Origin of the sequence: Bacteroides sp. L10-4 (genome assembly GCF_013373675.1) — a bacterium.
Taxonomy (GTDB): Bacteria; Bacteroidota; Bacteroidia; order Bacteroidales; family Bacteroidaceae; genus Bacteroides; species Bacteroides muris.
Genome location: NZ_JABXJH010000001.1, coordinates 70,642 through 83,743, shown reverse-complemented (window position 1 = coordinate 83,743; position 13,102 = coordinate 70,642). Strand labels below are relative to the sequence as shown.

The 13,102-nt window shown below is 50.2% G+C and carries 5 protein-coding genes and 2 pseudogenes; 5 read left to right on the top strand and 2 right to left on the bottom strand.

Annotated features, from left to right (window positions below):
- Positions 1-2 precede the first annotated feature (2 nt).
- From HU824_RS00375 to HU824_RS00355, 4 genes and pseudogenes are all read left to right on the top strand, one after another.
- Positions 3-965: pseudogene (locus HU824_RS00375) on the top strand (family 43 glycosylhydrolase); the annotation flags it as partial.
- A pseudogene (locus tag HU824_RS00370) lies at positions 965-2,041 on the top strand (glycoside hydrolase family 97 catalytic domain-containing protein); the annotation flags it as partial. The pseudogenes HU824_RS00375 and HU824_RS00370, both read left to right, overlap by 1 nt.
- 203 nt (positions 2,042-2,244) lie before the next feature.
- The gene (locus HU824_RS00360) at positions 2,245-4,500 is read left to right on the top strand and encodes an alpha-L-arabinofuranosidase C-terminal domain-containing protein (RefSeq protein ID WP_255260426.1); all 2,256 of its coding nucleotides are present in this window, start codon (positions 2,245-2,247) and stop codon (positions 4,498-4,500) included.
- 209 nt (positions 4,501-4,709) lie between these two features.
- Positions 4,710-7,805 (top strand): glycoside hydrolase family 2 TIM barrel-domain containing protein, encoded by a 3,096-nt coding sequence (locus tag HU824_RS00355; RefSeq protein WP_176467712.1) that lies wholly within the window; start codon positions 4,710-4,712, stop codon positions 7,803-7,805.
- 126 nt (positions 7,806-7,931) lie between these two features.
- On the opposite strand, the gene HU824_RS00350 is transcribed toward HU824_RS00355, so the two are convergent.
- The gene (locus HU824_RS00350; protein ID WP_136009032.1) at positions 7,932-8,504 is read right to left on the bottom strand and encodes a DNA-3-methyladenine glycosylase I; all 573 of its coding nucleotides are present in this window, start codon (positions 8,502-8,504) and stop codon (positions 7,932-7,934) included.
- A gap of 24 nt (positions 8,505-8,528) precedes the next feature.
- On the bottom strand, positions 8,529-8,741 hold the full coding sequence (locus tag HU824_RS00345) for a twin-arginine translocation signal domain-containing protein (RefSeq protein WP_176467711.1): 213 nt from the start codon (positions 8,739-8,741) through the stop codon (positions 8,529-8,531).
- A 216-nt stretch (positions 8,742-8,957) separates the two neighbouring features.
- On the opposite strand from HU824_RS00345, the gene HU824_RS00340 reads away from it, so the two are divergent.
- Positions 8,958-13,100 carry a hybrid sensor histidine kinase/response regulator transcription factor gene (locus tag HU824_RS00340; RefSeq protein WP_176467710.1) on the top strand — a complete coding sequence of 1,381 codons (4,143 nt, stop codon included), beginning with the start codon at positions 8,958-8,960 and terminating at the stop codon, positions 13,098-13,100.
- The last annotated feature ends 2 nt before the right edge of the window (positions 13,101-13,102 follow it).

Genomic DNA, 13,102 nt, shown 5'->3' with positions numbered 1-13,102 from the left:
GTTATGCCAATGCAGAGTTTACAGATTTGGAGGGAGAGCCCAAGCCACTGTTTCTGCCGGAGAATGGGAAATCGTGCATCGATGGAGACATTGTCTATAAGGATGGTGTTTTCCACCTTTTCTATAAGACGGAAGGACATGGAAATGGTATAAAGGTGGCCACCACCCGTTCCTTGACTTCCGGAGAATGGACGGAAGAGCCCGATTACAAGCAACAGACCAAGGAAGCCGTAGAGGGTGCGGGTACTTTCAAGCTGATAGGGCAGGATAAGTATATCCTGATGTACGACGTCTATATGAAAGGAAGCTATCAGTTTACGGAAACCACTGACTTGAAGAATTTTAAGGTGATAGACAGCGAGGTGAAGATGAACTTTCATCCCCGTCATGGGACTATTGTCCCCATTACCCGCCATGAGCTGTTGCGCATTACCGATGAGTGGGGCAAGCCGGCAGAGCTGGGCGCATTGCCCAACAATCCCGTATTGCCGGGTTTCCATGCCGACCCGGAAATCCTTTATTCCCATCAGACCCAAAAGTATTACATTTATTCTACTACGGACGGACAGCCGGGGTGGGGAGGCTGGTACTTCACCGTATTCTCCTCTACGGATTTGAAGACCTGGCAGGATGAAGGTGTCATGCTGGACCTGAAGTCGGAGCAAGTACCCTGGGCGGATGGCAATGCTTGGGCGCCTTGCATTGAGGAGAAAAAAGTGGACGGCAAGTATAAATACTTCTTCTATTACAGTGGGAACCCCAAGAATGGCGGCGGCAAGCAGATAGGAGTGGCTACGAGCGATTCTCCTGCCGGCCCTTTCATTGATTTGGGACGCCCTGTCGTTACTGCCTCACCCGTCGGTGGCGGGCAACAGATTGATGTGGATGTGTTTACCGACCCTGTTTCGGGCAAATCCTATCTTTACTGGGGCAACGGCTACATGGCAGGTGCCGAGCTGAACGACGCTATACCACCACCCATGATTACAAGCCGGGCCGTGGCACTTGGAGCTGGATTCTCTGGCAGGACGGCAGCATCAACTACGACGACCAGGTGCGCTATGTTGACTTGGCGGCCGCCATGGGATACGAATATGTATTGATTGACAATTGGTGGGACAACAACATCGGTCGCGACCGCATGGAACAGTTTATCAAGTATGCCCGCAGCAAGGGTGTGGAGGTATTCTTGTGGTATAGCTCCAGTGGTTACTGGAACGATATAGAGCAGAGTCCCGTCAACCGGATGGATAACTCCATTGCCCGCAAGCAAGAGATGCGCTGGTTGCAAAGCCGGGGCGTGAAGGGTATCAAGGTAGACTTTTTCGGTGGTGACAAGCAGGAGACCCTGCGTCTGTACGAAGAGATTCTGAGCGATGCCGACGACCACGGTCTGATGGTTATCTTCCACGGCTGCACCTTGCCCCGCGGCTGGGAACGGATGTATCCCAATTACGTAGGCAGCGAGGCGGTGCTGGCTTCCGAGAATCTGGTTTTCGACCAGCACTTCTGTGATAACGAGGCGTTCAATGCCACGCTGCATCCTTTCATCCGCAATGCTGTGGGATGCATGGAGTTTGGCGGTGTGTTCCTGAACAAGCGCCTGAACCGTGCCAACGATGGCGGAACTATTCGTCGAACTACAGACATCTTCCAGTTGGCAACGGCAGTACTTTTCCAAAATCCCATTCAGAACTTTGCTTTGGCGCCCAATAACCTGACGGATGTTCCGCAAATCTGCCTCGACTTTATGAAACAAGTGCCCACTACTTGGGACGAGACCCGTTTCATTGACGGCTATCCGGGGAGATATATTGTTCTTGCCCGTCGTCATGGCAACACGTGGTACATAACCGCTGTCAATGCAACGGCGGAACCTCTGAAACTGGAGCTTGACCTTCCTATGCTGGCAGGACAAGAGGTGTCTCTGTATAGTGATGACAGGAAGATGCAGCCTCAATTGAAGCTACAGAAGATAAAGGCTGATGGCTCTCTGCAACTCACGGTCTGGCCGCAGGGAGGGGCGGTAATCGTGAAATAAAGAAGGCATGGAGCACCCCTTGTTTTGTAAAGATATATCATAACTGATTGCTACTTTTGTAAATGTTTGATTATCAGAGGAGATGTAATTGGCCTAATTCAGTCGTATACTGAATGGCATTCACTATACGACTGAACCCTATTCACTATACGACTGAATGGCATTCAGAATACGGCTGATTGTGACGGTCGAACTAAATGTAAATGATACGGATACCTCTATACGGCTCGCACGATGAACCCGAAACATCCGCACAACGGGTCGGGGCCGGAGCGTTGGTGCGTCTTTATGCCGCGACGGGAGATAAGAAATATCTCGACCAGGCCAAGTTCTTCCTCGACGTGCGCGGCACTACAGCATGCAAGGACAGCTATTTGCAGTCGCACAAACCCGTGCTGGAACAGGAAGAGGCAGTAGGACATGCCGTACGCACCGGTTACATGTATTCCGGCATGGCCGATGTATCCGCATCTAAAGATTTTATTATTTTTGCAAACTGTTTCTATATTACTATAATATTTGACATTTATATGAAGCAACTGATTACAACCTTTCTGTTGTCTTGCGCCATAGGTGCGCAGGCACAACATGTGATGACCGTAGATGTATCTCGCCCGACAGCTAAGATACAGCCTACAATGTACGGCATCTTCTTCGAAGACATCAACTTCGGTGCCGACGGCGGACTCTACGCCGAACTGGTGAAGAACCGCTCTTTCGAGTTCCCGCAACCCTTTGTCGGATGGATGCCTTTCGGCAACGTCACGGTGCAGGACGCCGAGCCCTGCTTCGACCGCAATCCCCACTACGCGCGCATCGTCAACGACGGCCGTCTGCTGCGTGCCGGACTCGACAACGAAGGCTTTCGCGGCATCGGTCTCAAGCAAGGCGAGGAATACCGCTTCACAGCCTACACCCGCACTCCCGATGCCCGTCCCATGAAGTTGTCCGTCGAGTTGGTGAACTCCAATGGCGAGAATCTTCTGAAAAAAGAAATCGAAATCAGCGGCAACAGCTGGCAAAAACAGACGGTTGTCCTCCAATCGCCCTTTACCGATGCCCATTCGCGTCTGCGTGTGGTATTGTTGTCGGAGGGTACGGTGGACATGGATCATATCTCGCTCTTTCCCGTCAACACCTGGAAGAAGCGCGAGAACGGTCTGCGTGCCGACCTCGTCCAAGCGCTCTACGACCTCAATCCCGGCGTCTTCCGCTTCCCCGGCGGCTGCATCATCGAGGGTAACAGCCTTGCCACCCGCTATCAGTGGAAGAATTCCGTAGGCCCGGTAGAGAACCGTCCGCTGAACGAGAACCGTTGGAACTACACCTTCAAGCACAAGGCCTTTCCCGACTATTTCCAGAGCCTGGGTCTGGGCTACTACGAATACTTCCTGCTGAGTGAAGACCTCGGAGCCGAACCGCTGCCGGTACTGAGCTGCGGACTGTCCTGCCAGTACGAGAGTAACGAGGTAGTGCCTCTCGACGAGCTCGACCCCTACGTGCAGGATGCCCTTGACCTCATCGAGTTTGCCAACGGTCCTGTGACCTCCAAGTGGGGAAAGGTCCGTGCCGATATGGGACACCCTGAACCGTTCGGCATGAAAATGATTGGCATTGGCAATGAACAGTGGGACAAGGTATATACCGAACGTCTGGAAGTGTTCACCAAAGCCATCCGCGCAAAACATCCCGATATTCAGATTGTAGGTTCTTCCGGCCCGAGTGCCGATGGTGACAAGTTCGATTATCTCTGGCCCGAAATGAAACGTATCGGAGTGGACTTGGTGGACGAGCATTATTATATGGCTCCCGACTGGTTCTTTGCCAATGCCGCCCGCTATGACAGTTACGACCGTAAGGGACCGAAAGTTTTTGCCGGTGAATATGCGTCGCACGACCACTCCACCGGGAAGGCGAATAACTTTCTGGCAGCGCTGTCCGAAGCTGCTTTCATGACGGGACTGGAACGCAATGCCGATGTGGTGCGCCTTGCCACCTACGCTCCGCTCTTCGCCCATGTGGATGCCTGGCAATGGAATCCCGATTTGATTTGGTTTGACAATCTCCGCATGATGCGGACACCCAACTATTACGTGCAGCAGATGTACGGCATGAATGCCGGAACAGATGTGCTGAGCCTGCAGATGGACGGAAAACCCGTGACGGGTCAGGACAGCCTTTATGCTTCGGCGGTGCTGGACGCTCCTACGGGAGAAATTATCCTGAAACTGGTCAATGCGGGCAGCCGGCAGGCAAAAGTACAGGTCGACTTCGACGGATTGAAGAAGCGGCGGCTCATTGGCGGTTCGTGCACTTATCTGCAGAACTGCGACTGGCGTACGGTGAATACTTTGGAACAAGAAGCCCTCGTTCCCCGTATCCGCCCCGTGCAGGTCGGCGAGCATTCTCTCGACCTGGAGTTGCAGCCCCGTTCATTCAGCGTCTATCGTCTGCATTGACACTCCTTTCGAAAGGTGGGGGGAAGATAGTATACAGTCCGTTTTCCCTCCCCCCTTCAGAGGCGTGAGTCGTGGAAAATTGCTTCCGTGAGCAAATATTCATCCTTTTTGGGCCGATTCTCTTCTTGAAGTAGCCCGATTCGTCTTATCTTTGTAGCAGCATTCGGAACATTCCCTATGCTGTTATTACTATTTTAAAACTAACCATCATGAAGAAACATCTCATTACCGGACTGTTTGCAGCCTTGGCCTTGTCTGCCAGCGCACAGTCTTTCAAAGAATGGATCGACCCTGAGGTCAATGCTGTGAACCGTGCCCCCATGCACACCAATTACTTCGCCTACGAGTCGGCCGATGCTGCCACCCGGGGGGTGAAAGAACAATCGTCCCGTTTCATGACGCTGAACGGTACCTGGAAGTTTTTCTGGGTGAAGGATGCGGATGCCCGCCCTACCGACTTCTGGCGTGTGGGTTATAATGACAAAGGCTGGAACGACATCCCCGTCCCCGGTGTGTGGGAACTGAACGGTTTCGGCGACCCTATCTATGTGAATGTCGGCTACGCCTGGCGCAATCAGTTCCAGAATAACCCGCCGCAGGTGCCCGTCGAGAACAATCATGTAGGTTCTTACCGTCGCGAGATTACCGTGCCCGCCGACTGGAAGAACAAGGACATCATCGCCCATTTCGGCTCTGTCACCTCCAATATGTATCTGTGGGTGAACGGACGCTATGTGGGTTATAGTGAAGACAGCAAGCTCGAAGCCGAATTCGACTTGACTCCTTACCTGAAGCCCGGACAGAAGAATCTGATAGCTTTTCAGGTATTCCGCTGGTGCGACGGTACCTACCTCGAAGACCAGGACTTCTTCCGCTACAGCGGTGTAGGTCGTGATTGCTATCTCTATGCCCGCGACAAGAAGCGCATTCAGGACATCCGTGTCACTCCCGATTTGGATGCCGACTACCGCAACGGCTCCCTGAAAGTGCAGCTCGATGTGAAGGGCGGCGGCAACGTCAGCCTCGAACTGCTGGATGCTGCCGGTAAGCAGGTGGCTACAGCTACAGCCAAAGGCAGCGGCATTGCAACGCTGAATGTGGAGAACCCGCATAAGTGGACGGCTGAGACACCTTATTTATATACGTTGCGTAGCACCCTGCAAGGTAGCAGCGAAGTGATTCCTGTAAAGGTAGGCTTCCGCAAGATAGAACTGAAAGGAAGCCAGATTCTTGTCAACGGCCAGCCCGTTCTCTTCAAGGGTGCCGACCGTCATGAACTGGACCCCGACGGTGGTTACGTCATCTCCCGCGAACGCATGTTGCAGGACATTCAGGTGATGAAGCAATTCAACTTGAACGCCGTGCGCACCTGCCATTATCCCGACGACAATCTTTGGTATGACCTTTGCGACCAGTACGGTATCTACGTAGTGGCAGAAGCGAATGTCGAGTCTCACGGAATGGGCTACGGCGAGAAGACACTTGCCAAGCGTACGGACTATAAGAAAGCACATATGGAACGCAACCAGCGCAATGTGCAGCGCGGTTTCAATCATCCCAGCATCATCTTCTGGTCGCTTGGCAACGAAGCCGGCTATGGTCCTAACTTCGAGGCCGCCTACGATTGGATAAAGGCAGAAGACCCGAGCCGTGCCGTACAATATGAACAAGCCGGTAAAACAGGTAAGACAGATATCTATTGCCCGATGTACTATGGCTATGACAGATGTAAGAAATACTGTGAGGATGATTCCATGACAAAACCCTTGATTCAGTGTGAATATGCTCATGCCATGGGAAACTCGGAAGGAGGTTTTAAAGAATATTGGGATTTGGTTCGCAAGTATCCCAAATACCAAGGTGGCTTCATCTGGGATTTTGTCGATCAGTCTGTACGTTGGACAGGAAAGAACGGCAAGATGATTTATGCCTATGGTGGTGACTTTAACCGTTTTGATGCCAGCGACGGTAACTTCTGTGATAATGGTTTGATTAGCCCTGACCGTGTTCCCAATCCTCACATGTATGAAGTAGGGCATATCTATCAGAACATCTGGACTACTCCGGCCGACTTGAAGAACGGTGAAATCAATGTGTTCAATGAATACTTCTTCCGCGACCTTTCCGCCTATTACATGGAGTGGGAGGTACTGAAAGGCGGTAAGGTGATATGTACCGGCCGTGTAGATAATCTGAATGTGGCTCCTCAACAGACTGCTAAGATTAAGCTGGACTTGGGCAAGACCTGCCAATGCACCGAATGGTTGCTGAACGTTTCTTATAAGCTGAAGAACCGCGAAGGACTGCTGTCCGCCGGACATGTAGTGGCAAAAGACCAGCTTGTTTTGAATCCTTACAAGGCTCCTTCCATGGAACTGAAGAACTGCGAACAGAGCAATATCGAAGTGCCGGCTCCCCAGGTGCAGGATAACGATTGGAACTACCTCATCGTCTCCGGTGATGCTTTCCGTGTAGAATTCAACAAGCACAACGGTTATCTGACCAAGTACGAAGTGAACGGACAGGATATGATTAAGGACGGTGAGGCCCTGACACCCAACTTCTGGCGTGCCCCGACCGACAATGATTTCGGTGCGGGCTTGCAACGCAAGTACATCGCTTGGAAGAATCCGGAAATCAAGCTGACCTCTTTCAAACAGCGTACGGAGAACAATCAAGTCATCGTGGAATCGGCTTACGACATGCCGGGTGTTTCCGCCAAGCTGGCTCTGACGTATGTCATCAACAACGCCGGTGCCATCAAGGTTACCCAGAAGCTGACAGCTGATAAGAACGCCAAAGTATCGAACATGTTCCGTTTCGGTTTGCAGATGCCCATGCCCCGCAGTTTCGAAACAGTCGAATACTACGGACGCGGCCCGGTTGAGAACTATAGCGACCGTAACCACTGCGCTGATTTAGGCATCTATCGCCAGAGCGTGGCAGAGCAGTTCTATCCTTATATTCGTCCGCAGGAAAACGGAACAAAGACTGATATCCGCTGGTGGAAGATGCTGGATCGGTCCGGCAATGGTATCAAGATTGTGGCAGCCGCTCCCTTCTCCGCATCTGCCTTGCACTATACCATCGAGTCTTTGGACGAGGGTTTGGACAAGCGGCAGGGACACTCGCAAGAGGTGGAAGAGGCTGATTTGACTAATCTCTGTATCGACAAGATACAAGCTGGTCTGGGTTGTGAGGACAGCTGGGGGCGTATTGCACGTCCGGAATACCTGGTGCCATACGCTGATTATGAGTTTACATTCATCCTTTCTCCCGTATGCCACAGCATCGGAATGGAATAAAATTGCAGACTGAGAAACAGACTGTATAATACGGAAGCGGTCGCCCTCCCCATCGGAAAGGCGACCGCTTTGCATTGAAGCTTTGCTTGTTTCTGTCTGTTTCTTTGTTTATATCATGGATACGGCTTATTTTTTCCGGCAAATGCAATCTGTCAGATGGTCGTTGATAAAGCCCGAGGCTTGTAGATGGGCATAGCAGATGGTAGAGCCGAAGAACTTGAATCCCCGTTTTTTCATGTCTTTGCTCATGGCGTCGGACTCGGGAGACGATGCCGGAATCTCACTCAACGACTGAAAATGGTTGATAATGGGGTTTCGGCCGGGAAAGAAGGATAACGTGTAGTTATAAAAGCTGCCGAATTCCTTCTGTATGGCAAGAAACAACCGGGCATTGGTAATGGTCGACTTGATTTTCAGGCGGTTTCTCACGATGCCGTCAGACTGCATCAGTCGTTCCACGTCTTCGTCGGTCATTTGTGCCACTTGCCCGGCATCGAAATTGCAAAAGGCTTTGCGGTAGCCTTCCCGCTTTTTGAGGATGGTTATCCAGCTCAGTCCCGCCTGGGCACTTTCCAGTACAAGAAATTCGAATAACGTCTTGTCGTCTGTCACCGGTTTCCCCCACTCTTCATCGTGGTATTTCACATACAGCTCGTCGGTTCCACACCAGCCGCAGCGTCCGTTTATTATGTCTTGCATAAGCGTTATTTTTGTAATGAGGTGCTAAGATATTGCTTTCATTGCGAATAAACAAGTTATAAGTTTTATTTGAACAGGCAGTCCGGAGCTTCGCCCGTCCGGGCTTATCAGGACAACTCGTCTGCTTTGGGGACGCTTGGCTTTGGCAGCTGTCGTTTCCGAGGCAATGGCGGCTGTTCCTAAAAGCAAGGTCCCTGCCAGACTCTTCTTGAGAAAATCTCTTCGGGTGGTTTTCATTTTCTTGTTATGTTTGGTTTCTTGACAAAGTTAAAAACTTCTGCCGGTTTCCCAAGGGAATTTGGATGCAAAGGGGGGGGGAATTTGAATAATTCCGGACGTTGGAATAGCGTGCAGAACTATTTGCGGAGTAGAATGAACTATATTTCTTCCTTTGCATGGCAGTGGCTTTAAAAGAATCTGACTATTTTTGCAACAAAGACAAATCTTATAATTATGAAAAAACAATATAAATCTTTCTTGCTTCGTAGTAAAAATCTGTTGCTTGTTATCTTTGCGTTGCTTCCTTGCGCATTGCCGGCTGCCGGCATGGAAGCAATCTTGGACTTGAAGTTCAAGCAAGTGACCACACTCGACGGACTGCCCACCGATGAAGTCCAGAAGATATATCAGGATAGGGAAGGATTTATCTGGCTGGCTACCCGTTACGGGCTTTGCAAATACGACGGCTACCAGGTCACTGTCTATAAGTCGAATCTGTATGCACCCGGACTGTTGACCAATAATAATATTTATTGTCTTGCCGATGATTACGAAGGCAATTTGTGGGCCGGAACGCCGGAGGGACTGAACAAGCTCAACAAGAAGACGGGAGAGATACGCCAATATGTCGCCTCCTCCATTCCCAATAACTTGGTGTCTTGCTTGCTGGTTACGAAACAGAATGAAGTGTGGGTGGGCACGGATAGCGGATTGTGCCTTTATGATTCGGATAAAGATTCCTTGATATTGTATGATGAACGACTGACGGGTGGGGTGCTCAAAAGAATGTCCGTCAAGTCATTGATGGAGGATGTGGACGGTGACTTGTGGATTGGAACCTGGTCGAACGGGCTTTTTCGCTATTCCACGGAGGAGAACCGGTTTTATGCTTATCCTGCGCTGAATGAACGGAACTCCGCTCATGTTATTTACCAAGATTCAAAGAAGGATATTTGGGTAGGTGGATGGGACTGCGGACTCTTTCGGCTGAATAATCCCAAAGACTTCAGAAAGCTTGCCTATACGAAATATAGCTATAAGGCAGGAGATGAGACAAGCCTTTCGGACAATATCGTGTATGACATCGTGGAAGATGTGCATACCCGTACGTTATGGATTGGCACCCGTTCCGGTCTTAGTATTATGGAACGGAGTAAGCCGGGGCGCTTCATTAATTATAAGCCCGGAAATTCATCCTTTCATCTGCCTTGCGACGAAATAAACTCATTGCTGCGCGACCGTTCCAATAATATCTGGTTAGGATCCATCGGAGGGGGAATATTGATGGTAGATACGAAAACTCCTCCGTTTGACAGCCATCTGTTGGATTTGGTTAGAGAGGGTGTTCCTACGTCAGCAGTCCGTGCCGTTTTTGCCGATGCGGAGAAGAACCTGTGGCTGGGTACGGGAAGCTATGGGCTGGCCCGCAAGGATTATGAAACCGGTAAACTGACCTTCTATACCTGTATTCCGGAATTCTCCGAAGTGGAGAGTGTACCTACTGTCAACACCGTCATCCAGCGTGCGAATGGAGAACTTTGGTTCGGCACGTATGATGGGGGACTTCTTATCTATAAGAAAGGAGAAAAAGTGAAAGTACTGACCGAGGACAATGCCGAATACCTGTTCTCTTTCTGTGTATCGGCTTTGTACGAAGACAGCCGCAAGAACTGCTGGGTGGGATGCCGTGGAGGTATGGGCGTGAGCCTTGCAGATGGCGGATATTATAAGTTTGGAGTAATGCCTTTTGAAAATGGCGGTTCGGTCGGTTGGTATCATATAAAGGACATTGTGGAAGATACGGATGGCAGCATCTGGATAGCTACTGCCAACTGTGGCATCATTCACATTACCGGCAATGTGGAGCAACCCGAAACGCTGAAGTTCAGCAACTATAGTTTCGACAATAAACGCTTGGCCGTCAACTCGGTGTTGTGCTTGCACGTAGACAAGAGTGGACGGCTGTGGGCAGGATCCGAGGGAGGAGGCTTGTATCTGTATGACCGTAAACAAAAGCTGTTTGCCGAAAAGAATCGCCGGTACAATATATCCGGCGACCTGATTGCCTCTATCGAGGAGGACGGACAAGGCAACTTGTGGATGGGGACAAACACCGGATTGGTGCAATTATATGTTCCCGCTGATGAGGATTTGTATGCAGTGCGTGTTTATACTACGGCAGATGGATTGCTGGACAACTTCTTTCTGCCGCACTCTGCTTGCTGTCGAGACGGTGAATTGTTTTTCGGTACGAATAAGGGATGCAACAGCTTTTCCCCCGCCAACTTGAAAAATTCGGGTGAGGGAGTGCACTACCTTATTACGGATATAAAAATATTCAACCGTTCGCTTGCTGCCTTGGAGCCTGATGTAAGGAAGTGCATTTCTTCTGCGTTGCCCGTGTTTGCTGAGAAGATAAGATTGCCATACGAATACAATAATTTCAGTATCGAGTTTGCTTCGCTCACCTATAAGAACCCGAATCTGAACCGATATGCCTATCAGCTTGTAGGATTTGACGATGACTGGCAATACGTGGATGCGAGTCGCCGCTTTGCCTATTATAATAATCTGAAAAGCGGCACTTACCGGTTCCGCCTGAAAGCCACCAGTGAAAACGGGGTATGGAGTGGCGAGATTCGGGAACTGAGCGTGGAGGTGCTGCCGCCATTCTGGGCTACGTGGTGGGCTTATGTCATTTACGTGCTGTTGGCAAGCGTGACTGCCTACTTCATCTATCAGGCAGCCCACAACCGCATGATGCTGCGCAACGAATTGCAGTTGCGCCAGCTCGAAAAGTCGAAATCCGATGAACTGAATCATGCCAAACTTCAGTTCTTTACCAATATCACCCACGAATTGCTCACTCCGCTTACCATCATTTCGGCCACGGTAGATGAGCTGAAAATGCAGGTTCCGGGACAAGAGGAACTTTATACGGTGATGACGAACAACATCCGCCGGTTGATTCGCTTGCTGCAGCAGATACTGGAATTTCGCAAAGCCGAAACAGGAAATTTGAAACTGCGTGTATCGCCCGGCGATGTGGCGGCTTTTGTGAAGAACGAGACAGAATCCTTCAAACCGCTTATCAAGAAGCGCAAGATACACTTCTCCCTGCTTTGCGACCCGGAATCCATATCCGGTTACTTTGATACGGACAAGCTCGACAAAATTCTGTACAACCTGCTCTCCAACGCCTCGAAGTACAATAAAGAAGGGGGCTATATACAAGTGACCTTGTCGTATGCCGATGACAAGGACTTCGTCCGGTTGCGGGTGAAAGACGATGGATGCGGTATTTCTAAGGAAAAACAGAAAACTTTGTTCAGACGATTCTATGAAGGGGATTACCGCAAACATAACACCATCGGGACGGGAATCGGTCTCTCTTTGACAAAAGATTTGGTCGATTTGCACGGTGGAACCATCTGTGTGGAGAGTGAAGAAAACAGAGGTTCCGAATTTATTGTGACGTTGCCCATAGACCGCTCCTATTTCAAAGAAGAACAGATAGACGAAGAGGCGGTACTTCCCGTACAAAAGATGATTACCTACGAGGAAGGTGCTACTGCGGAGGCAGATGCCGACGCTGCTTCGGGAAAATCCAAGCAGCACACTCTTCTGGTGGTGGAGGATAATGAAGAGTTGCTCCGGCTCATGGTGCGCCTGCTTCGCCGCGACTACAACGTGATTACTGCTGAAAATGGGCGGGAAGCCGTTACCATAGCCGACAATGAAGAGGTAGACTTGATTGTGACCGATGTCATGATGCCTGTGATGGACGGCATAGAGCTTTGCAAGTATGTAAAGAACAAACTTGAAATCAGCCACATACCGGTGCTGTTGCTCACGGCCAAAAACAAGGAAGAAGACCGCGCCGAAGCCTACGAGGTGGGGGCTGATGCCTTCATCAGCAAGCCTTTCAATCTGACCGTGCTGCATGCACGCATCCGTAATCTGCTGAAATCGAAGGAGCGTGCGGCGCATGATTTCAAGAATCAGTTGGCGTTTGAGGTAAAAGACCTTAACTATACCAGTCTGGACGAGGAGTTCATGCAGCGCGCCATTGATTGCGTAAACCGCCATCTGGAAGATTGCGATTTTGGTCAGCTTCAGTTTGTGGATGAAATGGGTACCAGCAAGTCTACTTTATATAGGAAGCTTAAATCGCTTACCGGGCTTAATACTTCCGCTTTCATCAACAATATCCGCTTGAAGGCTGCTTGTCGCATTATGGAAGAGAAGGGCAGAGTCGTTCGTATCTCAGACTTGGCATATGCAGTGGGCTTCAATGATCCTAAATATTTCAGTTCCTGCTTTAAGAAAGAATTCGGCATGTTGCCTACCGAATATCTGGAACGTTTTACTGAATGAGA